Annotated in this window: 25 protein-coding genes and 2 pseudogenes; 11 read left to right on the top strand and 16 right to left on the bottom strand. The window is 66.6% G+C overall.

Annotated elements, in window-relative coordinates:
- Positions 1-57: 57 nt before the first annotated feature.
- The 3 genes from trxA to pnp all read left to right on the top strand — a co-directional run bounded on the left by trxA (position 58) and on the right by pnp (position 3,740).
- Positions 58-384, top strand: a complete 327-nt coding sequence (gene trxA / locus FL625_RS09280) for a thioredoxin (RefSeq protein WP_149588386.1) — start codon at positions 58-60, stop codon at positions 382-384.
- A gap of 93 nt (positions 385-477) precedes the next feature.
- Positions 478-1,425: an NAD(P)H-binding protein gene (locus FL625_RS09275; RefSeq protein WP_149588385.1), complete on the top strand. Its 948-nt coding sequence runs from the start codon at positions 478-480 to the stop codon at positions 1,423-1,425.
- Positions 1,426-1,598: 173 nt separating this feature from the next.
- Entirely contained in the window at positions 1,599-3,740 is a 2,142-nt protein-coding gene (pnp, locus tag FL625_RS09270) for a polyribonucleotide nucleotidyltransferase (protein WP_149588384.1), read from the top strand.
- Between the two features lie 81 nt (positions 3,741-3,821).
- Here the strand turns inward: pnp and hisD are convergent.
- The 12 genes and pseudogenes from hisD to greA all read right to left on the bottom strand — a co-directional run.
- Positions 3,822-4,817, bottom strand: a pseudogene (gene hisD, locus FL625_RS09265) (histidinol dehydrogenase); the annotation flags it as partial.
- A pseudogene (ureC, locus tag FL625_RS09260) lies at positions 4,814-5,170 on the bottom strand (urease subunit alpha); the annotation flags it as partial. The pseudogenes hisD and ureC, both read right to left, overlap by 4 nt.
- Positions 5,171-5,179: 9 nt before the next feature.
- Entirely contained in the window at positions 5,180-5,494 is a 315-nt protein-coding gene (locus FL625_RS09255) for an antifreeze protein (RefSeq protein WP_149588383.1), read from the bottom strand.
- Between the two features lie 13 nt (positions 5,495-5,507).
- Complete coding sequence (locus tag FL625_RS09250) at positions 5,508-5,903, bottom strand: carboxymuconolactone decarboxylase family protein (protein WP_149588382.1); 396 nt, start codon at positions 5,901-5,903, stop codon at positions 5,508-5,510.
- Positions 5,903-6,718 carry a cyclase family protein gene (locus FL625_RS09245; protein WP_149588381.1) on the bottom strand — a complete coding sequence of 272 codons (816 nt, stop codon included), beginning with the start codon at positions 6,716-6,718 and terminating at the stop codon, positions 5,903-5,905. The genes FL625_RS09250 and FL625_RS09245 overlap by 1 nt, the downstream gene beginning before the upstream one ends.
- Before the next feature lie 63 nt (positions 6,719-6,781).
- The gene (locus tag FL625_RS09240) at positions 6,782-7,090 is read right to left on the bottom strand and encodes an urease subunit beta (RefSeq protein WP_149588380.1); all 309 of its coding nucleotides are present in this window, start codon (positions 7,088-7,090) and stop codon (positions 6,782-6,784) included.
- Entirely contained in the window at positions 7,087-7,260 is a 174-nt protein-coding gene (locus tag FL625_RS18225; RefSeq protein WP_200833917.1) for a hypothetical protein, read from the bottom strand. The genes FL625_RS09240 and FL625_RS18225 overlap by 4 nt, the downstream gene beginning before the upstream one ends.
- A gap of 10 nt (positions 7,261-7,270) precedes the next feature.
- On the bottom strand, positions 7,271-7,573 hold the full coding sequence (locus FL625_RS09235) for an urease subunit gamma (RefSeq protein ID WP_149588379.1): 303 nt from the start codon (positions 7,571-7,573) through the stop codon (positions 7,271-7,273).
- A 9-nt stretch (positions 7,574-7,582) separates the two neighbouring features.
- Positions 7,583-8,401 (bottom strand): urease accessory protein UreD, encoded by an 819-nt coding sequence (locus tag FL625_RS09230; RefSeq protein ID WP_149588378.1) that lies wholly within the window; start codon positions 8,399-8,401, stop codon positions 7,583-7,585.
- A 248-nt stretch (positions 8,402-8,649) separates the two neighbouring features.
- Positions 8,650-9,306 (bottom strand): peroxiredoxin, encoded by a 657-nt coding sequence (locus tag FL625_RS09225; RefSeq protein ID WP_149588377.1) that lies wholly within the window; start codon positions 9,304-9,306, stop codon positions 8,650-8,652.
- Positions 9,307-9,456: 150 nt separating this feature from the next.
- Entirely contained in the window at positions 9,457-10,488 is a 1,032-nt protein-coding gene (locus tag FL625_RS09220; RefSeq protein ID WP_235019369.1) for a hypothetical protein, read from the bottom strand.
- Between the two features lie 15 nt (positions 10,489-10,503).
- Positions 10,504-10,974, bottom strand: coding sequence for a transcription elongation factor GreA (greA, locus tag FL625_RS09215; protein ID WP_149588375.1), 471 nt, complete (start codon positions 10,972-10,974; stop codon positions 10,504-10,506).
- A 278-nt stretch (positions 10,975-11,252) separates the two neighbouring features.
- Here greA and FL625_RS09210 point away from each other — a divergent pair, with 278 nt between their 5' ends.
- From FL625_RS09210 to FL625_RS09200, 3 genes are all read left to right on the top strand, one after another.
- Positions 11,253-12,899, top strand: a complete 1,647-nt coding sequence (locus FL625_RS09210; protein ID WP_149588374.1) for an electron transfer flavoprotein-ubiquinone oxidoreductase — start codon at positions 11,253-11,255, stop codon at positions 12,897-12,899.
- Positions 12,900-13,026: 127 nt separating this feature from the next.
- Positions 13,027-14,754 (top strand): tetratricopeptide repeat protein, encoded by a 1,728-nt coding sequence (locus FL625_RS09205; RefSeq protein WP_149588373.1) that lies wholly within the window; start codon positions 13,027-13,029, stop codon positions 14,752-14,754.
- Positions 14,744-15,595, top strand: coding sequence for a 4-(cytidine 5'-diphospho)-2-C-methyl-D-erythritol kinase (locus tag FL625_RS09200; RefSeq protein ID WP_149588372.1), 852 nt, complete (start codon positions 14,744-14,746; stop codon positions 15,593-15,595). The genes FL625_RS09205 and FL625_RS09200 overlap by 11 nt, the downstream gene beginning before the upstream one ends.
- Positions 15,596-15,793: 198 nt before the next feature.
- On the opposite strand, the gene fliP is transcribed toward FL625_RS09200, so the two are convergent.
- From fliP to fliF, 4 genes are read right to left on the bottom strand one after another with little or no spacing between them, the layout of a single operon-like run.
- Entirely contained in the window at positions 15,794-16,501 is a 708-nt protein-coding gene (gene fliP / locus FL625_RS09195) for a flagellar type III secretion system pore protein FliP (protein WP_149588602.1), read from the bottom strand.
- 26 nt (positions 16,502-16,527) lie between these two features.
- Entirely contained in the window at positions 16,528-16,797 is a 270-nt protein-coding gene (locus FL625_RS09190; protein WP_149588371.1) for a FliM/FliN family flagellar motor switch protein, read from the bottom strand.
- Positions 16,798-16,806: 9 nt separating this feature from the next.
- Positions 16,807-17,388: a FliH/SctL family protein gene (locus FL625_RS09185; RefSeq protein WP_149588370.1), complete on the bottom strand. Its 582-nt coding sequence runs from the start codon at positions 17,386-17,388 to the stop codon at positions 16,807-16,809.
- Positions 17,388-18,998 (bottom strand): flagellar basal-body MS-ring/collar protein FliF, encoded by a 1,611-nt coding sequence (gene fliF / locus FL625_RS09180; protein WP_149588369.1) that lies wholly within the window; start codon positions 18,996-18,998, stop codon positions 17,388-17,390. Before fliF ends, FL625_RS09185 begins: the two co-directional genes overlap by 1 nt.
- 115 nt (positions 18,999-19,113) lie before the next feature.
- Here fliF and FL625_RS09175 point away from each other — a divergent pair, with 115 nt between their 5' ends.
- The 5 genes from FL625_RS09175 (at position 19,114) to FL625_RS09155 (ending at position 23,658) form a co-directional block, all read left to right on the top strand.
- Complete coding sequence (locus FL625_RS09175; RefSeq protein ID WP_149588368.1) at positions 19,114-19,593, top strand: flagellar basal body-associated FliL family protein; 480 nt, start codon at positions 19,114-19,116, stop codon at positions 19,591-19,593.
- A gap of 11 nt (positions 19,594-19,604) precedes the next feature.
- Positions 19,605-20,003 carry a hypothetical protein gene (locus FL625_RS09170; protein ID WP_149588367.1) on the top strand — a complete coding sequence of 133 codons (399 nt, stop codon included), beginning with the start codon at positions 19,605-19,607 and terminating at the stop codon, positions 20,001-20,003.
- Entirely contained in the window at positions 20,000-20,557 is a 558-nt protein-coding gene (locus tag FL625_RS09165; RefSeq protein WP_149588366.1) for a MotE family protein, read from the top strand. The genes FL625_RS09170 and FL625_RS09165 overlap by 4 nt, the downstream gene beginning before the upstream one ends.
- A 69-nt stretch (positions 20,558-20,626) precedes the next feature.
- A complete protein-coding gene (gene motA / locus FL625_RS09160) occupies positions 20,627-21,496 on the top strand; it encodes a flagellar motor stator protein MotA (protein ID WP_149588365.1) in 870 nt (289 codons plus the stop codon).
- Positions 21,493-23,658 carry a hypothetical protein gene (locus tag FL625_RS09155; protein ID WP_149588364.1) on the top strand — a complete coding sequence of 722 codons (2,166 nt, stop codon included), beginning with the start codon at positions 21,493-21,495 and terminating at the stop codon, positions 23,656-23,658. The genes motA and FL625_RS09155 overlap by 4 nt, the downstream gene beginning before the upstream one ends.
- Positions 23,659-23,738: the final 80 nt, after the last annotated feature.

The raw sequence follows: 23,738 nt of genomic DNA, 5'->3' as shown, positions 1-23,738 counted from the left end.
CCTTCCTACCCCACCTTCATACGTTTCTAGCCTGACCATTCCCGCAGGAGAACGACCATGGGCGCCGCCACTGTCGCCGTCACCGATGCAACCTTCGATGCCGAAGTCCGCAAGTCGCCGATTCCGGTCGTCGTGGACTTCTGGGCCGAATGGTGCGGCCCCTGCCGCCAGATCGGCCCGGCGCTCGAGGAACTTGCCGCCGAATACGCGGGCAAGGTCAAGATCGTGAAGGTCAACGTGGACGAGAACCCCGACAGCCCCGCCGTGCTCGGCGTGCGCGGCATCCCGGCACTGTTCATGTTCAAGGACGGCCAGGTCGTGTCGAACAAGGTCGGCGCCGCCCCGAAGGCCGCGCTGGAAAACTGGATCAAGTCGGCGATCTGATCGCCCTAGATGCCTGCATGCGCCCGGTCCTTGCGGCCGGGCGTTTTCGTTTGCGCCGATTGTCAGTCGGCCCTGTCCTGCTAGACTGACAGCATGGCCACGCTTTCCATCCTGCTGCTCGGCGGCACCGGCACCATCGGCCGGGCAACGGCGCGGGCGCTGCGGGCAGACGGCCACCGCGTCACTGCGCTGATCCGCCCTTCGGCCGATGCGAGCCTGCTGCCCGGCTGCACAGTGGTCCGGGGCGACCTGCCCGAAGCCCTTCCCGGTGCGATGACCGGCATCGACGCCGTCGTCTCTTGCCTCGCCTCGCGCACGGGCGAGCCAGAGGACGCCTGGGCCGTGGACCACGCCGCCAATTCGGCCGCGCTGAAGGCAGCCGTTGCGGAGGGGGTGCGGCACTTTACCCTCCTCTCCGCAATCTGCGTGCAGAAACCGCATCTCGACTTCCAGCGCGCGAAACTCGCCTTCGAGGCCGAGTTGCAGGCTGCCCCTCTGGGCTGGAGCATCGTCCGCGCCACTGCCTTCTTCAAATCCCTCTCCGGCCAGGTCCCGCGCGTGGCGCGGGGCAAACCCTTCCTCGTTTTCGGCGATGGCCGCCTCACCGCCTGCAAGCCGATCTCCGACACCGACCTCGGCCGCTTTCTCGCCCTGACCCTCACCGACCCGACGAAGCGCAACCGCATCCTGCCCATCGGCGGCCCGGGTCCGGCGATCACCCCCCTCGACCAGGCCGCGATGCTGGAGCGTCTGACCGGCCAGCCGGTCCGCATCAAGCGCGTCCCCTTGGCGCTGATGCACGGGATCGTCGGACTGCTGACCGCCCTCGGCACCCTGTCGCCGAAGCTGAAGGCCAAGGCGCAACTTGCCCGCATCGGGCGCTACTACGCGACCGAATCCATGCTGCTGTGGAACCCTGCCACCCGGGCCTACGACGCCGACGCCACACCCGAGTTCGGCACCGACCGGCTGGAGGACCATTATGCCGCGATGCTCCGGGGTGAGGTGGCGGATGACCGTGGGGCGCATGCGATCTTCTGACCCGCCCCCGCATCGGTTCTTTCATTCGCAGGACTTTTCCTGTATGGCCCCCGCCATCTGAGACGTGAGGCCCGCCCCCGGGGCACATGCAAAGGATACGGGGGAAGGGCGGCAATGGGGCCGCCAGATGTGGGGGGTGCCGGCAGGGGCCGGACCTCCAGAGGAAACGATACATGTTCAATGTGACCAAGAAATCGATCCAGTGGGGCAATGAAACGCTCACTCTGGAAACGGGGAAAGTTGCGCGCCAGGCCGATGGGTCGGTGATCGCGACGCTGGGCGAGACCCAGGTGATGGCCAACGTGACCTTTGCCAAGACGGCGAAGGAAGGCCAGGACTTCTTCCCGCTGACTGTTCACTACCAGGAAAAATACTACGCGGCCGGCAAGATCCCCGGCGGCTTCTTCAAGCGTGAGGCGCGGCCCTCGGAAAGGGAAACCCTGATTTCCCGCCTGATCGACCGGCCGATCCGCCCGCTGTTCGTCGAGGGCTTTCGCAACGAAGTGCTGGTCATGGCGACCGTGCTGTCCTGCGACCTGGTGAATGACCCCGACATCGTCGCGATGATCGCGGCTTCTGCCGCGCTCACCATCTCGGGCGTGCCGTTCAGGGGCCCGATCGGCGCCGCGCGCGTCGGTTTCGTCGATGGTCAGTATGTGCTGAACCCCTCGATGGACGACATGACGCAGCTGCGCATGAAGCCCGAGCAGCGCCTGGACCTCGTCGTCGCGGGGACCAAGGACGCCGTGATGATGGTGGAATCCGAGGCATACGAGCTGACCGAAGAGGAAATGCTCGGCGCCGTCGTGTTCGGCCATGAACAGATGCAGCCGGTGATCGACCTGATCATCGACTTCGCCGAAGCCTCGGCGAAAGAGCCGTTCGACTTCACCCCGCCGGACTACTCGGCCCTGTATGCCAAGGTGAAGGCCGCCGGCGAAGCGCAGATGCGCGCCGCTTTCGCGATCCGTGACAAGCAGGAACGCACCAACGCCATCGAGGCCGCCGTTTCGGCGATCAAGGCCGCGATGACCGAGGAGGATCAGGCCGACCCGAACCTCTATCCGGCGATCAAGCAGCTGGAATCGGCGGTCCTGCGTGGCGATGTTGTCAAGCACGGCCGCCGGATCGACGGGCGCGACACCAGGACCGTCCGCCCGATCGTCTGCGAAACCGGCGTGTTGCCGCGGGCGCACGGCTCGGCGCTGTTCACCCGGGGTGAAACCCAGGGTCTCGTCGTCACCACGCTGGGGACGGGCGAGGATGAGCAGATCATCGACGCGCTGAACGGCAACTACCGCTCGAACTTCCTGCTGCACTACAACTTCCCGCCCTATTCGGTCGGCGAAGTTGGCCGCGTGGGCTCGCCCGGTCGTCGCGAGATCGGCCATGGCAAGCTTGCCTGGCGCGCGTTGCAGGCGGTGCTGCCGGCGCCGACCGATTTCCCCTACACGATCCGCGTCGTGTCGGAGATCACCGAATCGAACGGCTCCTCCTCGATGGCCTCGGTCTGCGGCGGGTCGCTCTCGATGATGGACGCGGGCGTGCCGTTGAAGGCCCCCGTCGCCGGTGTGGCCATGGGTCTGGTGCTGGAAGAGGACGGCTCCTGGGCCGTGCTGACCGACATCCTCGGCGACGAGGACCACCTCGGCGACATGGACTTCAAGGTCGCTGGCACCGCGACGGGCATCACCTCGCTGCAGATGGACATCAAGGTTGCCGGGATCACCCCGGAAATCATGAAGCAGGCGCTCGCCCAGGCCAAGGACGGCCGTCTGCATATCCTGGGCGAGATGGCCAAGGCCATCAGCGCGCCGCAGGGCTTCAGCGAATACGCGCCGAAGATCGAGACGATGACTATTCCGACCGACAAGATCCGCGAAGTGATCGGCTCGGGCGGCAAGGTCATCCGCGAGATCGTGGAAACCTCGGGCGCCAAGGTCGACATCAACGACGACGGCGTGATCAAGATCGCCTCGAACGACCAGAAGGCCATCAAGAAGGCCTACGACATGATCTGGTCGATCGTGGCGGAGCCGGAAGAGGGCCAGATCTACACCGGCAAGGTGGTGAAACTGGTCGATTTCGGCGCCTTCGTGAACTTCTTCGGCAAGCGCGACGGTCTGGTCCACGTCTCCCAGATCGCCAACAAGCGCCTGAACCACCCGAACGAGGTGCTGAAGGAAGGCCAGGAGGTCAAGGTCAAGCTTCTGGGCTTCGACGACCGCGGCAAGGTGCGCCTTGGCATGAAGATGGTCGACCAGGAGACCGGCGAGGAAATCGTCGAGAAGAAGGTAGAAGCCGCCGAGGGCTGAGCCCGTCCTCTGGCGTGAACGCGAAGGCCCCGGTGCGCCGTACCGGGGCCTTTTCCGTTCCGCCTGTCCTGGGATCGGTCCTCAGGTCGTGGCCAGTTTCGCGGCTGCAAGGTCGAAGGTCTCGCCGGGGAAGAACTTCGTCAGCCGGATGTCGGCCGACCGGGCATGCCCCTCCATCCCCTCCAGCCGCGAGATGCGGGCCGTGGCCTCGGCCAGGGGACGGGCGGCGGCTCGGGTCGCGCGCTGCCAGGTCACCGTCTTCATGAACTTGTGGACCGAAAGCCCCCCGGTGTAACGCGCCGCGCCCGAGGTCGGCAGGACGTGGTTCGGCCCCGAGGTCTTGTCGCCGAACGCGACCGTGGTTTCCTCGCCCAGGAACAGCGAGCCATAGGCGCGCAGCCGGTCGAGCCACCAGTCCAGATCCCGCGCCTGGACGTGCAGGTGTTCGGGCGCCTGGGCATCGGCGACCTGGGCCATCTCCTCGCGGTCCGCGCAAAGGATGACCTCGGCCATGTTGTCCCAGGCGGCGCGGGCGCTTTCGCGGTTCACCTCGGGCAGCGTCTCGATCAGACCGGGCACCAGGCGGATCACCGTCTGCGCCAAGGTCTCGTCATCCGTCACCAGCCAGACCGGCGAGTTGTAGCCATGCTCCGCCTGCCCCACGAGGTCGGCCGCCACCATCTCGGCGTCCGCTCCGGCATCGGCCACGACCATGCTGTCGGTCGGGCCCGCGAACATGTCGATGCCGACCTGGCCGAAGAGCATCCGCTTCGCCTCGGCGACATACTGGTTGCCGGGGCCGACCAGGATATCCGCCTTCGGCAGCCCGAAATGGCCGTGCGCCATGGCCGCCACGCCCTGCACGCCGCCAAGGTTCAGGATCACGTCCGCCCCGCACAGGTCCATCGCGTAAAGGATCGCGGGCGGGATCCCGATGCCGGGCCGGGGCGGAGAGCAGGCGGCGATATGGGGCACCCCGGCCACCTTCGCAGTGGTGATGGTCATGATGGCGCTCGCCACATGGCTGTTGCGCCCGCCGGGGACATATCACCCTGCCGCCCCGACCGGGATCTCTCGGTGCCGGGGCCGATGACGATGGTCACCCCGGGCTGGGTGTCCGGGTTCCCCGCCTTGCCGATGGCGGCGATCCGCCCGTCGCGCAGGCCGACGTCGGCCTTGTAGATGCCGGTGTGGTCGATGATGAGCGCATTGGTGATGGCCGTGTCCATCGCGCCCTGCGCGCGCGAGACCCGGGACTGCCCCATGCCGTCGCGGATTACCTTGCCGCCACCGAACTTCACTTCCTCGTCTTAGGTCGTCAGGTCCCGCTCCACCTCGACGATCAGGTCGGTGTCGCCCAGCCGAAGCCTGTCGCCCGTTGTGGGGCCATACATGGCGGCATAATCGGCGCGACGGATCGTGGCGGGCATCGTGACCTCTCAGGGCTTGCCGGGGCCGCGGGCGGCCAGGCGCCTGGCGTTGGACCGGGTGCGGCGGGCGATGGGCTTCAGCGCGAGGTCGGCAATCGCGGCGGGCGGCTTGCCGGCCATCACGGCCCGCGAGGCGGCAAGGGCCGACTCGCCGGCCGCTGCCACCTTCTCGGACGACATCCGGGCGGTTTCCGAGGGTGTGACGCGCCACATGCCCATCATCCCCAGCATCCGCATGCCGATCACCATCTGCGCTTCCATCAGCATCATCCCGGTCCTCAGTGACAGCGCGATCCACTGGGCCGGGGTCATCATCGGATACATGGGCAAGCTCTCCTCATGCTTGGAACCGGTCGTCCACCGGCACCGACAGGGCGGTGGCCAGCGCATTGGTCTGCGCGGCCAGCGCGATGACCGATAGCAACTCTCCATGTTGGGCGAGTGACATCCCCTTGGCCTTCGCGGCTGCGGTGTGGGAATGCACGCAATAGTCGCAGCCGTTGGCGGCGGAGACGGCAATGTAGATCATCTCCTTCACCAGGGGATCGAGCGCACCGGGCGCCATCACCGCCTGCACCCTGTCCCAGACGGCCTTCAGCAAGGCCGGCTCATGCGCCAGCGCGCGCCAGAAGTTGTTGACGTAGTCCGTCTGCCGCTTTGCCCGGATGTCGGCGAAGACGGCGAGGGCCTCGGCCCCCGCCTCCTCGTCCCGCAGAAGGGGGACGGTCGCCATCACAGCACCGCCATCACGCGGGCCGGGCCGCCGGTGCCCTGCTTGTGCTTCGGCGCGCCGATGAAGACCGTGGCGCCCTTGGCCGGCAACTGGTCGAGGTTCGCCATGTTCTCGATCCCGAAGCGCCCGCCGGGCAGCCAGCTGAAATGCACCGCGAAATCGGCCGAGTTGCCGGGGTCCAAGGACAGCGTGTCCACCCCGATGCAGGCCACGTCCATCGCTGCCAGCATGTCGGTCGCCGCCTTGGAAAAACCGGGGAAGGCCAGCTTGCCATCGGGCGTGTTGCGGAAATCGGGGCTGCCGACCTTGGCCGCCCAGCCCGAGTTCAGCGCCACGCAGGCCCCCGCCGGGATCTCGCCGTTGGCGCTGACCCAGGCTTCCAGATCGGCGGGCTCCACCATCGCATTGGCGTCGTCCTTAGCCTTCGCGGTCAGGTCGATGACGCAAAGCGGGCAGACCAGCCGCTCCGGCGCAAGGTCGGCGACCGAGGTGCCGTCGGCGGTGAAGTGCAGCGGTGCGTCGATATGGGTGCCGGTGTGTTCGTAGATCGTCAGCTTCCACAACTGATAACCGTTACCCTCGAACTTCACGGCGGGGTCGTAGAGGATGCCGGGATTGCCGTCGAAGGTCGGGAAGGACCCGTCATAGGCATGGGTCAGGTCCACCACCTTGCCCGCGGCCTGGGCAAGGGCGGGTTTCGCCGTGGTCAGGCCAGAGGCCATCACCGCGGCAGTGGTCGCCGCCGCGCCGGTGAACAGCGCGCGGCGGGACAGCATCGAGGACTTGATGTTCTCGATCAGGCAGGCGTCACACATGGGGCTTTCTCCCTGTTGGTTGGAAAGCCCAGCGTTTCCCGCCCGTTGCCCTTGCGTCAAGCGTCATCCCAGCGGCCCCATCACCTTCTGGTTGAACCCGAAGACCACCCGTGCGCCAGCGTAGGGAACCAGCCGGACCTCGCGGCTCTGTCCCGGCTCGAAGCGGACGGCGGTCCCGGCGGGGATGTCGAGGCGCTGGCCCATGGCGGCGGCGCGGTCGAAGGACAGCGCGGCGTTGGTCTCGGCAAAGTGGTAGTGGCTGCCGACCTGCACCGGCCGGTCGCCAGTATTGGCCACCATCAGCACGGTGACGGGCTGGCCGGCGTTCAGTTCGATGTCGCCTGCGGCGGGGAGGATCTCGCCCGGGATCATGACCGCGCCCATCGGTAGACAAGATAGCCGAGCACGGCCACGGCGGCGGCGATCATCGCCAGGTGGTCCGGCTCGACAAGCAGGTGCAGCAGGCCCGTGGCATGATGGTCGCCCGGATGGGCCAGGGCCGCAGAAGGGAGAAGGATAAGGACCAGGACAAGGCGTTGCATCGGGGGCCTCTCAACGGATGGGGTGGTGGACGGTGACAAGCTTGGTGCCGTCGGGGAAGGTCGCCTCGACCTGCACGGAATGGATCATCTCGGGGATGCCCGCCATGCACTGGTCGGCCCGGATCACATGGGCGCCGGCCTCCATCAGGTCGGCGACCGCGCGGCCGTCGCGGGCGCCCTCGACGACGAAATCGGTGATCAGCGCCACCGCCTCGGGGTGGTTCAGCTTGACGCCACGCGCCAGCCGGTTGCGCGCGACCATCGCCGCCACACTGACCAGAAGCTTTTCCCGCTCGCGGGGGGTCAGGTTCATCGCGTCTCCTCACATCCGCCAGACGCGGGGCAGGGGGCCGTCGCGCAGCACCTCGAGCACCCGCAGGATCTGCCGCCAGAGCGGCCGGCCGTCCGCCGCCATCAGGCGCAGCGTCAGCTTGCCGTCGAAGCCGGAGGCCCCCGCCGACACGCCGGGTTCGTCCAGCACCGCCCGCACCGCCGCCACCCGCGCCTCGGCCCCCTGGGCCACCAGCGCAAGGCTGGCAAAGGCCCGCGCGCCCTGCAGGACGCCCGGCCCTGCCGACAGGGCCGCGTCCACCAGTCGCAACGGCTCGACCAGCACCGGAACGTCGCCGCGCAGGACCTGCCGGCGGTCCACCAGGCTGACCCGCCGCACCGCCTCGCCCATCGCCGCGCGGCCGAGGACCACCGCCTCCAGCAGGAGGCACGACGCACCCGCAGCCAGCCGCACCGTCGTCACACGCTCCAGCGCCGATGCGTCGAACAGGATCGTCTCCTGCGGCAGCCAGTCGAGATGCGCACCCGCGCCAAGCTCATGGCTCACCGTGACACGCGCGATGCCGGCATCAGACCGATAGGCCCGTTCCGCCGTCTGGGTCGTGGCCGTCACGCGAGAACCCGCGGCCAGGCTCAGCGCAAGGGCCAGCCGGTCGCCGCCGGTCATCCCGCCCGAGGTGTTCAGGAACACCGCCTCCGGCCCCTGCGCCACCGGATGCACGAAGGCCTTGGCCGAGCCTTTCTGCCGCAACCCTGCCAGACGGGTCTCCGAGGCCGCCAGGCGGAAGTCCACCCGCGCAAGGCCATGGCTGCGCTCGACAGGCGCCAAGACAGGGGGGGCGGGGCAGATCCATCAGCATGACGGCCCCAGCTAAGCGGCCCGCGCATGCCGTGTCCTCGCCCGACCGCAGCGGGCACCCGGTGCAGCCCGCCAACACCACGCCCGGCGACCAGAAACCGGGCGGTTTGCCCGGGAAACTGGCAACCCGCAAAGCGAACGGGCAGAAACGCCCGCGGATCACCGGCATCCGAAAGGTGCCCTGCCCCTGCGCCGGTCCTCACGGCGGCGGGCCGCCCGCAGCGGCGGCAGCGGGTCGGTCAGGCCGGGGACTTGGCGAAACGCAGGTAGGGCAGCTTGATGTCCAGTTCGCCGAACCGCTCTTTCGCCTGGTCGTTGTCCAGCGCGAGCGCAACGATCACGTCCTGCCCCGGAACCCAGTTCGCCGGCGTCGCCAGCGGCACGCCGTCGGTCTTCTGCACCGCGTCCAGCGCGCGCAGGATTTCCGCGAAGTTGCGGCCGATCGACATCGGGTAGGTCATCGACAGGCGGATCTTCTTGTCCGGCCCGATGATGTAGACCGTCCGCACCGTGGCCGAGTTCGCGGGCGTCCGCCCCTCGGTCGGCAGGTAGTAGTCGGCGGGCAGCATGTCATAGGCCTTGGCGACCGTCAGGCTGGTGTCGTCGATGATCGGGAAATCGGCCGGAGCGCCGCCGAAGGCCTCGATGTCGCGCTTCCACTTCTCGTGGTCCTGCACGCTGTCCACCGACACGCCGATCACCTTGGTGTTGCGCTTCTTCCATTCGGCGGCCAACTGCGCCACGGCGGCGAATTCCGTGGTGCAGACCGGGGTGAAGTCGCGCGGGTGGCTGAAGATGATACCGTAGCTGTCGCCCAGCCACTCGTGGAACCGGATGGTGCCGGCGGTGGACTCGGCGGTGAAATCGGGGGCAACGTCGTTGATGCGGACGGCCATGAGTAACCTCGTTCGATTGGACTTCTGTCTGGCGCGGAACATATGCCGACTGGAACAGGGTTTCATCCCCCTGCGACGATTGGCCATCGAAAAGGAAAGCCGTTCGCTTTCCGGGATCCCAACCGGACGAAAGTTTCGCCTCTCGGCAAATCAGTCGAACGTCCCGGTCACCCGGCCGAACAGCATGAAGGCCCGCGCCGTGCGCGTGTCGGCCAGCTCGACGAGTTCGGCGTCCGTGGCGTTCGGCTCGAAGGCCGCGAAGGCCTTGTCGAAGGCGCGCAGGAAATGGTGCGCGGCGTCGCGGAATACCGGGTCCGACTTCATCCGCGCCGCTGTCAGCGCCAGCGAGGCCCGGTCGCGGATGCCGCCCAGCGCCGCGATCGACCGCCCGCGTTCGCCAGCCGCAAAGCGCCGCCAAAGCTCCGGGTGGCACATGTCGGGTTGCAGGTCGTCCATGTAGATGCCGTCCTGGCTGAGCAGCGTCAGCACATCCTGCGCCGCGCGGATCAGCTTGGCCGAGGTCCGGTCCTCCAGCGCCAGGCGCAGGGCCCGGAAGCCCTCCTTGTCCTCGGGCGTCTCGGGGAATTGCAGCGCACGGATGAAGCTTGCCACCGACAGCGGCGGGCGGAACTCCTCGGGCGGGGTGCCCAGCGCCAGGGTCGGTTCCTCGGCGGCAGGTTCCGGGCGCGGCTGGACCAGGGCGGCCTTGCGGTCGGCCGAGGGCACCGACAGGGTCGCGTCCCGACGCGAGGAGAAGGTCGCCAGCACCGTTTCCGCCTGCTTGGTCGAGGCGGCGATCTCGTCGATCTTCTTTTCTACCGCCGGGGTCAGCCCCGAAGGCTGCCCCTGTGCCTGCACATAGCTGGACCGCATGGCATCGACCGTTGCCTGCAGCCGCTTCGCCTCGGCGCGGAGCTCCCTGATCGACCGCAGGGTGATGACCACCGCCCAGATCAGCGCGATGGGCAGGAAGACCATGAGCAGGGTCATGATCAGGCCCAGGGTGCGGGTCTCGCTGCCCGGGGGCGTGACCAGCACATAGACCAGGATCAGCAGGACCCAGACGAGGCTGAGGGCGACGCCCGCGATCTCCATCCCGCGGCTTGGCGGGTCGTTCATCTGCGCGAGGGGGCCGGATCCAAGCCCGCTTGCGACCTTGATGGGATCATGCGGCGGTTTCACCAGGGCGCCCCCGGATCAGAGGTAACGGATCGACAGGATTTCGTAGGACCGGGTGCCGCCCGGCGTCTTGACCTCGACACTGTCGCCTTCTTCCTTGCCGATCAGGGCCCGAGCCAGCGGAGAGCGCATGTTCAGAAGCCCGTTCTCGATGTCGGCCTCGACCTCGCCGACGATCTGGTAGGTCTTTTCCTCGTCGGTCTCTTCGTCCACCAGCGTCACCGTCGCGCCGAACTTGACCGGGCCGGACAGTTTCGATGGGTCGATGACATCAGCCAGCGACAGGATGCCCTCCAGCTCCTTGATGCGGCCCTCGATGAAGCCCTGCTTCTCGCGCGCGGCGTGATATTCGGCGTTCTCGGACAGGTCGCCGTGTTCGCGCGCCTCGGCGATGTCGCGGATGATCGCCGGACGGTCCACCGTCTTGAGCTGCTTCAGTTCCGCATCCAGCGCATCGAACCCGCGCCGGGTCATCGGGATCTTTTCCATCGGTATTCCACAGTAAAAGAAGAAGCCACGGATCGGGACACGATCCATGACTTCGGTCAATGCTGCCTCACCTCACCCGATGACACCCCGAAATGCAAGGGGTCATGCCGTTTGCGGTCGGCGGCCTGTCGCCGGCGGGACAGAATGTTTCGCGCGGACGGGTCGGTCTTGCCGTGATGTTGCGTCACGGTTGACCTCGGGTCCGACCTGCGGCAACAGGGGTGCCGCAAATAGCCAGCGTTTCACGGCCGGGGACGGCTGCCGGGGAAGGACAAGCGATGACTTCGATCCAGCGCGAGAAGATGGACTATGACGTGGTGATCGTGGGGGCGGGGCCTGCGGGCCTGTCGGCCGCGATCCGGCTGAAGCAGCTGGACCCGGAACGGTCGGTCGTGGTGCTGGAGAAGGGCTCCGAGGTCGGCGCGCATATCCTGTCGGGCGCGGTGCTTGACCCCTCGGGTCTGGACGCGCTCTTGCCCGACTGGCGCAACATGGACGCGCCGATCAAGGTGCCGGTGCGCGAGGACAACTTCTACCTCCTCGGCCCCGCTGGCCAGGTCCGCATCCCGAACTGGCCGATGCCGCCCCTGATGTCGAACCACGGCAACTACATCGTCTCGATGGCCAACGTCTGCCGCTGGATGGCGGGCGTGGCCGAGGGGCTGGGGGTGGAAATCTTCCCCGGCATGGCCTGTTCGGAGCTGGTGTTCGAGGATGACAAGGTCGTGGGCGTCGTCGCCGGCGAATTCGGCCGCGACCCGGAAACCCGCGAGCCCGGCCCCGCCTACGAACCCGGCATGGAGCTGCGCGGCAAGTATGTGTTCCTGTCGGAAGGGGTGCGCGGCAGCCTCGCCAAGCAGGTGATCGAGAAATACGACCTCTCGAAAGGCCATTGCCCGCAGAAGTTCGGCCTTGGCATGAAGGAAATCTGGGAGATCGACCCGGCCAAACACCGCGAGGGGACGGTCACCCACACGATGGGCTGGCCCTTGGGCAAGAACGCCGGCGGCGGGTCGTTCATCTATCATCTTGAGAACAATCAGGTCTATGTCGGCTTCGTGGTCCACCTGAACTACGAGAACCCGCACCTCTACCCCTACATGGAGTTCCAGCGCTTCAAGCATCACCCGATGGTGGCCGAGCTGCTGAAGGGCGGCAAGCGCGTGGCCTATGGCGCGCGGGCGATCAGCGAAGGCGGCTGGCAGTCGATCCCGAAGATGGTGGCGCCGGGCGTGGCGCTTCTGGGCTGCTCGGCGGGCCTCGTGAACGTGCCCCGCATCAAGGGCAACCACAACGCCATGCTCTCGGGCAAGGCCGCCGCCGAGGCCGCCCATGCCGCCATCACCGCCGGTCGTGCCCAGGACGAACTCACCGCCTACGAGACCGAGGTCCGCACTGGCGCCATCGGCAAGGACCTGAAAAAGGTGCGCAACGTCAAGCCGCTCTGGTCGAAATACGGCCTGACCGCCAGCCTGGTGGGCGGCGGGCTGGACATGTGGCTCAACACCATTGGCCTGACCGCCTTCGGCACGCTGCGCCACGGCAAGTCCGACGCGGCCGCCACCGGCAAGGCCAAGGATTTCAAGCCGATCGACTATCCCAAGCCCGACGGCAAGCTGTCCTTCGACCGGCTGACCAACGTCGCCTTCAGCTTCACCAACCATGACGAGAACCAGCCCGCCCATCTCGTGCTGAAGGACCCGTCAATCCCGATCAAGGTCAACCTGCCGCAATATGCCGAACCCGCCCAGCGCTATTGCCCCGCCGGGGTCTACGAGGTGCTGGGCGAAGGCCAGGACGCGACCTTCCGGATCAACTTCCAGAACTGCGTCCACTGCAAGACCTGCGACATCAAGGATCCCTCGCAGAACATCACCTGGACCACGCCCATGGGCGGCGGCGGGCCGAACTATCCCAACATGTGACCCCGCGCAGGGTCGACTCACGAAGGCTTGTCCGATTCCGGGGGGCCAGACCTCTGCGTCGGGCCGCGCAACATTGCGCGCCTGCCATCGCCGGGCTACCTTCCAGTGGACCGTCGAGGAGAGGCCCATGCGTTCGATGATTTCCCGCACCTTGTCCGCCCTTGTGCTTGCGGCGGCCCTGGGCACGCCTCTTCATGCCGAGGACGACATCAACACCGGGGCCTATCTCGCTGCCCGGATCGCCGAACGCGAGAACGATTTCCGCGCGGCCGCGGGCTGGTACGCCCAGGCCATCGCGGCAGACCCCGGAAACCCGGCGCTGCTGGACGGGGCCATCCTTGCCAATATCGGCCTCGGCAACATTGCTCCGGCGATCGAACTGGCTGCGATGCGGCGCGACCTGGGCAAGGATCAGGGCATCGACCGCAGCCAGCTGGCCGATCTGGTGCTGCTGGCCGACGATGCCCAGCGCGAGGACTACGCCGCGATCCAGGCGGCGGCCGGGACGGGGCGCGATGTTGGGGACCTGGCCAACCAGCTGGTCCTGGCCTGGGCCAAGGTCGGCGACGGCAAGATGTCCGATGCAGTCGTGGCGTTCGATGCCGTCGCGAAGAAGCCGGGCTACGAGGCCTTCGGCTATTTCCACAAGGCGCTTGCCCTGGCCTCGGTCGGCGATTTCGAAGGGGCGGACGAAATCCTGTCGGGCAAGGCCGCCGGACCGATCGTGGTGATGCGACGCGGGGTCTTCGCCCATGTGCAGATCCTGAGCCAGCTGGAGCGCAACGCCGATGCGCTGGCCCTGTTGGACCGCAGCTTCGGCCCCGGACCGGATCCGATGGTCGATCCCATCCGCCACCGCCTTCAGGCCGGAGAGCCGATTCCCTTCGACACCGTGCGCACTGCCCGGGACGGGATTGCCGAAGTCTTCTACTCGATCTCGACCGCGTTGCAGGGCGGGGCCGATCCGGTCTACACGCTCCTCCACCTGCGCGTGGCCAGCTACCTGCGTCCCGATCACACCGATGCCCTCCTGATGACCGCGGACGTCCTGGAGAACCTCGGCCAGCACGAGCTTGCCTCCGAGACCTACACCGCCTTCACGGCCGAGGATCCCGCCTTCGTCACGGCCGAGATCGGGCGGGCGGCGGCTCTGCGGTCGCTCGGCAAGACAGATGCCGCCATCGAGACGCTGCGGACGCTGGCACGGACGCATGGCGACCTGGTCGGGGTGCAGTTCGCGCTGGGAGACATGCTGCGCGGACAGGAACGCTTTGCCGAGGCGATTGCGGCCTACACGGCCGCCATCGACCTGACCACCGCGGCCGGCAAGGGGGATTGGGTCCTGTATTTCTACCGCGGCATCTGCCACGAGCAGTCGAAGGACTGGGCCTCTGCCGAGGCCGACTTCCGTCGCGCGCTGGAGCTGAACCCGACTCAGCCGCAGGTGCTGAACTACCTCGGCTACGGGCTGGTGGACCGTGGTGAAAAGCTGGACGAGGCGCTTGGCATGATCGAGAAGGCCGTGGCCGGCGACCCCAAGCAGGGCTACATCATCGACAGCCTCGCCTGGGCCTACTTCAAGCTTGGCCGTTATGCCGAAGCGCTGGAACCGATGGAAAAGGCCTCGCTGCTGGAGCCTGTCGATCCGATCGTCACCGACCATCTTGGCGATGTCTACTGGATGAACGACCGCAAGCTGGAAGCCCGGTTCCAGTGGCGACGGGCTTTGTCCTTCAATCCGACGGAAAAGGACAAGGCGCGTATCATGCGGAAGCTCGAGATCGGTCTGGACGCGGTGCTGGCTGAAGAGGGCACCGCACCGGCCCCGGTCAAGGCCGCCGAGAATGGCAACTGAGGCCGTCAGCGAAGCGGCGCCCGCCAAGCTGAACCTGTGCCTGCATGTGACCGGACGCCGGGTGGACGGATATCACCTGCTCGACAGTCTGGTGGTCTTTTCCGACATTGCCGACCGGGTGTTCGCCAGCCCGGCCCGCGGTCTGTCGCTGGTGGTGGCCGGGCCGGAGGGCGCGGGTCTCCAGGCCGACTCGGACAATCTGGTTCTTCGCGCCGCCCGTTCCATGGGGGTGACGGATGCCGCGCTGGTGCTGGACAAGCGGCTGCCCATCGCCTCGGGCGTGGGTGGCGGGTCGGCGGATGCCGCGGCGACCCTGCGGGCGCTGGCCCGGCTGACCGGGCGACCCCTGCCCGCGATGTCCGATGTCCTGCGGCTTGGCGCGGATGTGCCGGTCTGCCTGGCCTGCCGTCCATCCCGGATGACCGGTATCGGCGAGCGGGTGACCCCCCTCCCGCCCTTGCCGGCGCTGGGATGCGTGCTGGTCAACCCCCGCCTGCCGGTTCCCACGCCACAGGTCTTTGCCGCCCTCGACAGGCGCGACAACCCGGGCCTTCCGGACCTGCCCGCCTCTGCCCTGGCCTCGGCCGCCGGGTTTGCCGGCTGGCTGGCGGCGCACAGCCGGAACGACCTTGTCGCCGCTGCACGCGCCGTCGCGCCGGTGCTTGCCGAAGTCCAGGCGGCGCTTGAAGCCACTCCCGGCTGCCTTCTCGCCCGGATGTCAGGGTCGGGCGGCACCCATTTCGGCCTCTTTGCCACCCCGGCGGCCGCCGCGACCGCTGCCGGACATCTCAAGGAACTGCATCCGTTCTGGTGGACGGAGGCCGGCCGGATCCTTGGCTGACCACCTCCGGCCGAGGGCTCGTCGAGCACTTGCGTACGCTCCTCGCGCCCGGTGCCGAACCTGTATTGGCAACTGTGAGGGACCTCGTCGGGTCGGCTCTGCGAAAGATGGTTTCCGGAGTCCTGACGTCCACAAGCATATCGTTGAATTTCCTATATAATCCTGAAATGTCCACCGTGGACAGAGCCGGGCGCAGCCTCAGAAGTAGCTTCGGACGAGCGCGCCCGAGATCAGGGTCCAGCCGTCCGCTACCACGAAGAAGATCAGCTTGAATGGCAGCGAGACGACGGCGGGCGGGACCATCATCATGCCCATCGACATCAGGATCGCCGCGACGACCAGGTCGATGATGAGGAAGGGCAGGTAGATCATGAAGCCGATCTCGAAGGCCCGCTGGATTTCGGACAGAAGGAAGGAGGGCACCAGAAGAGACAAGGGTGCGTCCGCAGGTGCGACGGGCGCGGTCGCGCGCAGGTCCTGCAGGGTCTGCAGGGTCTCGGGATCGACCCGCAGCGCCATGAATGCCCGGAACGGCGCTATCGCCGCCTGCAACCCCGGACCGATCTCCATCGTCCCGTTGGTCATCGGCTCGATGCCCTTGACCCAGGCTTCGGTGAAAACCGGATCCATGACGAACCAGGTCAGGAACATGGCCAGGCTGATGATCAGCATGTTGGGCGGTGCCTGCTGCAAGCCGATGGCCTGACGCAGGATCGACAGGACGGTGACGATGAAGGGAAAACAGGTCACCATCACCGCGAGCCCCGGCAGGATCGAGAGCACGGTAATCAGCAGCAAGAGCTGAACCGAGCGCAATGACAGCGATTCTCCGCCCCCACCACCGAGGTCGATCGACAACTGCTGCGCCAGCGCCGGCCCCGACAGCAGGGCGAGCGCGACGACCATGGCAGCGGTCAGGCCGGGGGAAAGCCTCACAATCCGCCTCGCAGGTTGGCGACTTCCGTCAGGCGGACCGCCAGTTGCCCCGCGTGATCGCCCTCCAGTTCGGTCAGCTCGCCGCGAGCGATCAGGCGATCGCCGACATAAAGCTCGACGGGGTCGTCCACCCTGCGGTCGAGCTGCAGCACGGCATCCTTGGACAGGCGCAGGAGGTCGCGAACCAGGGGCCGGGCGCGTCCGACCGAGATCGTGACCTCGATCGGTACCTGGCTGAACGGGTTGGTGTCTGCGATGTCTTCCATGGGGGCTCCTCAGGTTTTGAGGGTGAAAAAGGCGCGGACCGCAGCCGCGATGTCGGCGGTGACCTGGGACAGATCGACACTCGCCTCGGCTGTCCCCAGGCGAAGGTAGACCTGGCCCTCCGGCAACGAGGGCTCTTCCTCGACCACGATCGGAAGGCCTGTCGCCTCGGCCAGGAGACCCTCGACCTGGCCACGGACCGCCGGATTGAGCACAAGGGTCACGGGCGCATCGACCATTTCCTCGGCCAGAGGGGTCAGCGCTTCCAGCACGGTCGGCGCCAGCGCCTCGCGCGCAATTGCAGGCAGGAGTCGATTGGTCATCTCCAGCATCAGCGGCCGGATGGAGTTCAGGACATGGGCGCGCGCGTCCTGGAAGGTGAAGGCCAGGCTTTGCAGGTTTCGGGCGAGATCCGCCCGGATCCGGGTCTGATCGCCTTGCTGAGCGGCAACGGCATCGTCCCAGCCGGCCGTATAGCCCTGCTCGAACCCGGCGACCTTCGCCTCTTCGACTGCCGTCGCCTCGACCAGCGGCCGGTTCGAGCCGTCATCCGTCGATGCAGTGTCAAACACCTCGAGACGCAGGGCGGGCATCAGACACGCTCCTCGTCATGTTCCATCCAGCCGCGAAGGATCTCGATCGACTCGGTCTGACGCTGCTCGATCAGACGACGCAGGCGGGTAGCCGGGTCTTCCTGGGTGCCATCTCCCGCCTCGGTCAACGTCGACCGGCCCGCAGCGGCAAACTCGCCATAGTCGATCCCTTCGTCGACTTCGCCCGTCAGGGCAACAGGATCAGCGGGCGTCACCGGCGGAAGTGCCAGCGGAAGCTCGGGCGACGGCAGGGCCGACCGGTTTGCCGATGCCAGCACGGGGCGGATCACGAAAAGCCCCAGGATCATGGCAACAGCCGCGAGCACCGCCGTCTGAATGATGGACATGACATCGATCTGTCCGATCGCCGGAATGATGCTGGCCGTTGTCGCATCGGTCCCGGGAGGTGCCGGAACCTCCTGGAACTCCAGGGATTTCAGGGTCAGGACATCCCCTCTGGCCTCATCCAGGCCCACAGCGGAAGCCACCAGCTCCCGCAGGGTCGCAAGTTCCTCGTCGGACCTGGGCGACCAGGAGCGCGTTCCGTCTGCGGCGGTCGTCACCACGCCATCCACCATGACCGCAACGGTCATCCGGCGCACGGCGCCTGGGCTGCGCAGGATCTCGCGCTGTGTCTCGGAAACCTCGTAGTTCACCCGTTCCCGGGTTTCGGAGCTCTGGCTCTTGCCTGAAGCTCCTGTCGTCGCATCGCCTTCCGGCAGATTCGAGGCGACGGTCACCTCACCACCAGGGTCGGTGCTGGACCCGCTCTTCTCTTCGGTTTCGGAGGAAATGGCCACGCGGCCTTGAGGATCGAACTTGCGCTCGGTGATCGACTCCCGATCGGAGTTGAGCTCGATGGAGACCTCGACAATCGCCTTTCCCGGGCCCACGCGCGCTGCCAGCAGACGCTCGACATTGCCCTTTATCGCAGCGGCACGGTTCTGCGCATTGCCTGACTCATACTCCTGGCTTTCCCCGCCGCCGATCAGACCCGAGACGGTGTCGATGATCTGCACGGCCTCGGGCGTCATCCCGGCCACCGCACTGGAAACCAGGTGCCGGATCGCCTTTGCCGTGGCATCGTCCAGGTGTCCCGATGCCGTGGTCAGGGTAACAGACGCGGTCGGCGCGCCCTCGGGCCGGAAGGCCCGGTTCGGGGCGCTTGCGATGTGGACGCGCGCCGCCCGGATCTGCGGGATGGCGAGAAGCGTGCGGGCGATCTCGCCTTCCTTGGCCCGCCAGTAGGCCGCATCGAACATCTGCGAGGTGGTTCCGAAGCCCGACAGCGAATCCAGAAGCTCGTAGCCACCGCCGCCCGCCGTGGGCAGACCGTCGGCCGCAAGGGACATCCGGAGGGCATCACGCCGGCTGACGTCCACCAGGATCGAATCGCCCCTGATCTCGTAGCTGATGCCTTGCTGGTCGAGAGCCGCGACCACCTCGCCCGCGGCAGAAGGCTCAAGCCCCGCATAGAGCAGACCCATTTCCGGCCGGCCCGCCATACGGCTGAGGACAAGCACGGCGGCGAACATCGCCACTGTGGCACCCACGAGGATGATCCGTCGGCGCAGGTCAAGCGATGTCCAGATGGTGATCAGGTTCTGCAAGTCGACTCTCCGGCTCTGGCGTTCTGCCTTGGCTCACATTTGCCGGTCGGCCTTAACAATCGGTTAGTGACCTTTGATCTATGTTCGTTCTCATCCCGAAGCGGAGGCACGGAAAATGGCAACGGCAGAAGCCACATTGGACGAGGCGCCGAAGAAGCGATCGAAGAAACCCCTGGTGGTCGGGCTTGCCTTGGCGCTGGTGCTTGGCGGGGTTGGCTTCTATGCGACGTTCTCGGGTTTGATCCTGGGCGGTGGTGGTCATGAACCGGCCGACCACGGCCCCGGCCCGCTCACCGGCGTCGCCTTCGTGCCATTGCCGACGATCGTCGTCTCGCTCGGCCCCGACTCGGGAAGCGAGCATCTGCGCTTCACGGCACAGCTGGAAGTCGTGGACACGGCGCAAGCGGATGTCGCCACGCTTTCGCCGCGGATCCTCGACGTGCTCAACAGCTATCTCCGCGCCATCGACTCCGCCTCGATCGAGGACCCTCAGGCCATGGCTCGACTGCGCGCGCAGATGTTGCGGCGCATCCAGGTCGTCACCGGCGAGGGACGCGTGCGTGACCTTCTGATCACCGAATTCGTGCTGAACTGAGGCGAAGCACCATGGACATGATCTCTGACATCCTCCTTGTGGCCGGCTCTTTCGGCGCCGCCATCTACTGCTTTGTCCTGTCGAATCGCTTGAAGCGGTTCACGACTCTCGAATCCGGGATGGGCGGGGCGATCGCGGTTCTGTCCGCACAGGTTGACGACATGACCGTCGCCCTTGAAAAGGCGAGGTCGGCGGCCAACGGGTCCGCCGAAAGCCTGGAGGCCCTGACAGCTCGGGGCGAGGCGGTTGCCCGCAAGCTGGAGCTTCTGGTCGCCTCGCTCCACGATCTCCCGGATCCGGCGGCAGCATCTGCGGCGCCGACTGCGACCGAGCCACCAGGGGCAGACGAACGCCGGCTGCGGCTTGTGCGCCGCCGCAGTCCGCGCAGTGCACTGGAGGCCGCGGAATGAGCCGCCGTCTGGGACAAGGCGCGCTGTTCGTGGTGGCCATGCTGTTCGCCTCGTCCGGGGCATTGCGCCTTGGATCCGGCGTGGGGGCGGCTCTGGCGAAGTCCGAAGCCGATACCGTGCAGGGACAGCCGGAACCCACCCGTTGCGAGATGCCGAGTGCCCTCGCGCAGGCCATGACGCTTCGCGAAGAGCGGATCGCAGCGCAGGAAGCATCGCTGAAGGATCGGCTGGCAGCCCTGGCGGTCGCCGATGCGGCAATCGCCCAGAGACTGGAAGAGCTGCGAAGCGTCGAGGAGGAGCTCAAGGCAACGATCGCCCTGGCCGACGGTGCTGCCGAGAAGGACATCCAGAAGCTTACGGCGGTCTATCAGGCGATGAAACCCAAGGACGCGGCCGCCCTGTTCGAGACCATGTCTCCCGAATTTGCCGCTGGCTTTCTTGGCCGGATGCCTCCAGAGGCGGCAGCCGCCATCCTTTCAGGGATGTCGTCGGAGGCGGCCTACGGGGTCAGCGTCATCGTCGCCGGCCGCAACGCCGCCGCCCCCAAGGACTAGGTCTCCGGTCAGAGAGTGTTAACCCGGTGGGCGGATACTGCCTGCCTGAACAGACAGCAGGACTTTCCCATGCTCGGCTTCGTCGGCATTGCCGTTATCCTCGTCATGGTGTTCGGCGGCTATGTGATGGCCGGCGGCAAGATGGGCATCATTCTGAAAGCCCTTCCATTCGAACTGGTCATGATCGGCGGGGCGGCCATCGGTGCCTTCCTGATCTCGAACGACATGACAGGGGTCAAGCACACGATGAAGGACATCGGCAAGGTCTTCAAAGGCCCGAAGTGGAAGCCGGACGACTATCGCGATCTGTTGTGCCTGCTCTTCGAGCTGATCCGCCTTGCCCGTGCCAACCCCGTTGCGCTTGAGGAGCACATCGAGTCGCCGGACAGCTCGGCGATCATCGGAAAGTATCCGCGCATCCAGCGTGACCACGAGGCGATGGATCTCATCTGCGACACGTTGCGTGCCGCATCGATGAACTACGACGACCCTCACCAGGTCGAGGAAGTTCTGGACAAACGCATGGAGGCCACGTTGCACCACGCGATGCATTCCAGCCATGCCCTGCAGACGGTCGCCGACGGCTTGCCCGCGCTTGGCATCGTTGCGGCCGTGCTGGGCGTCATCAAGACGATGGGGTCGATCGACCAGCCTCCCGAAGTGCTGGGCAAGATGATCGGCGGCGCGCTGGTCGGGACTTTCCTCGGCGTGTTTCTCGCCTACGGCCTGATGGGGCCCTTCGCGGCGCGGGTGAAGGCCGTTGTCGAGGAAGATATCCATTTCTACCAGCTTATCCGCGAGGTGCTGATCGCAAACCTCCACCGGCACCCGGCCAACATCTGCATCGAAGTCGGCCGCCAGAACACGCCGCACCACATCCGGCCCGGCTTCGGAGACCTGGAAGAGGCCATGCGGAACCTGAAACAGGAGGCCGCGTGATCCGTCTTGCCCTGATCCTTCTGTGCCTTGCAGTTCCCGTCAGTGCTGAAACCGCCCGCGTCTATTCTGGCGAGCATGGCAGTTTCACCCGTCTGGTCGTCGAACTTCCGGACGCGACCGAGTGGATACTCGGTCGCGCGGAAGGCGGATATGCCTTCGCAACTGTCAACATTAAGCAGCCGGACTACGATCTGTCGAATGTCTGGCAGAGGATCACGCGTGCGCGTGCAGCCAATATCGCCACGGATCCCGACACCGGAGCCCTGCGGTTGAGCATCGGCTGTGATTGCCATATCTTTCCCTTTGAGTACCGGCCTGGTGTCGTTGTCCTGGACATCAAGCCAGGCGAAGCACCGCAGTCATCCGCCTTCGAGGCCAGCTTCGAAAGCCGCTGGATGTCAAAGCCTGCCGCGGAGCCAGCGCCCGTTTCCACGCCGTCTCCCAAGTACAGCTGGCTGGACCGACGGACTGCCTGGGGCCCGTCCGAGCAGACGCAGCCATTACCTTTGCCCCTGGCAACCGGTGGCGTTTCGCTGGATCCTTTGCGCACCGAGCTTCTGGAGCAGCTCGCCCGTGGCGCGGCGGATGGACTCGTTGACCTGCGACTGCCGGTCAGGCCATCCGGAACTCCCCGGAGAGGGGTCGGCGACCTGCCCTGGTCCGGCATCCGCATCGGGGAGCAACCTGGCCTTTCCGTCAACCTTCCCAGCACCCCCCGAAGCGACCCCGCATCCGCATCGAACTGCGCGGACGAGACGCTGCTGGATATCCAGGCTTGGGGCGAGGCGAGTTCTCCGGTGGATATGTTGGCATCGGCGCGGTCGGGACTTTACGGGGAGTTCGATCAGGTCGACACCGAGGCCGTCCTTCGCTCGGTCCGTCTGCATCTGCATCTCGGCTTCGGAGCCGAGGCCGTACAGATGGCCAAACTCGCGTCCGTCACGCAAGATGCCGAAACCCTTTCCCTCTACACGTCGATGGGGAGGATCATTGACGGTGAGCCCGATCCCGCAACGCCATTTGCCATGATGCTAGATTGCGATGGTCCGGCGGCGCTTTGGGCGGCGCTGGCCCGCGACCGTCTGCCTCGGCACAAAGGGATCAACCGCGCGGCAATCCTGCGCGCCTTTCTGGCCTTGCCACCGCACCTGCGCAACCACCTTGGTACGGGCCTGGCGGAACGTTTCCTCGCGGTCGGCGATACAGATGCCGCTCGCATGGTTCGCGACGCCATGGCGCGAACCCCCAATGCCGAGGCGCAGTCGATCGCGCTGCTGGACGCCGCAAGCGATTTGCGTCTTGGCAATTCGGACTCCGCCCAGCGCCATGCAGCCGATGCCGTGGCTCTGGATGGCAACAATGCGGATGGCCTGGTGACGCTGGTCGAGGCGCATTTTCGGAAACTCCAACCCTTGCGGGCGGACGTGCCGGACACGCTGCGCTCGTTTCAGGGCGAAATCGGAGATACGGCCCGTGGCGAACAGGTCAGGCGCGCGATCGTGCTGTCTCTCGCCCTCTCAGACCAGTTCGATGCCGCCTTCGGCTATCAGGGCCTTGCGGATGATGTGATCGCCGATCTTTGGCGGGTTGCAGCGTCCCGGGCAGATGACGACACGTTCTTGCGGCACGCCGTGCTTCCCGCCGGTGCAGTCCCGCCGAAAGTCATGCAGAACCTTGAACTGGACATTGCCAAGCGCCTGCTGGATCTGGGTTTTCCTGACGCTGCGTTGGTCTGGACCGGTCAGGTATCGGTAGCCGACCCGCCACAGCGGAGATTGGTGGCGGCGGCGGCTTTGCTCCGGATCGGTGATGCGCGATCCGTAGTGCAGCTGCTTGCGGGGCTGGACGACCCGGAGAGTGCTGCTGTCCGCGCACAAGCCCTCTTGCAGCTCAACGATCTTCCCGCAGCTGCCGCCGCGTTGTCGTCTGCGGGGAAACCGGATGATGCGGCCAGGGTCGAGCTGTGGCGAGGCGTGGCGGCTTCGCCAGACTCCCCAGTGCCGGAAGCATGGCGTGACCCTGCCCTTACCTCGGCGCGGCTGGAACCGGATGCGACCGCCGGTCTTCTCGGGCGCGCTACTTCCACGATGGAAGCGAGCCTCGCCTCACGCACCGCAATCAAGGCGCTGCTCGACTCGGTAAACCCGCCTGCGGGCGAGTGAACCCACTAACCATGCATAAAGAATTCCCCGGTTAGTTTCGACGGGTGCCCTTCAGGATGCAGGGTCCGGCTCTATGCAGA

The sequence above is a fragment of the Tabrizicola flagellatus genome, from assembly GCF_008271465.1.
Classification (GTDB): Bacteria; Pseudomonadota; Alphaproteobacteria; order Rhodobacterales; family Rhodobacteraceae; genus Tabrizicola; species Tabrizicola flagellata.
This window is presented reverse-complemented; position numbering and strand designations above follow the sequence as displayed.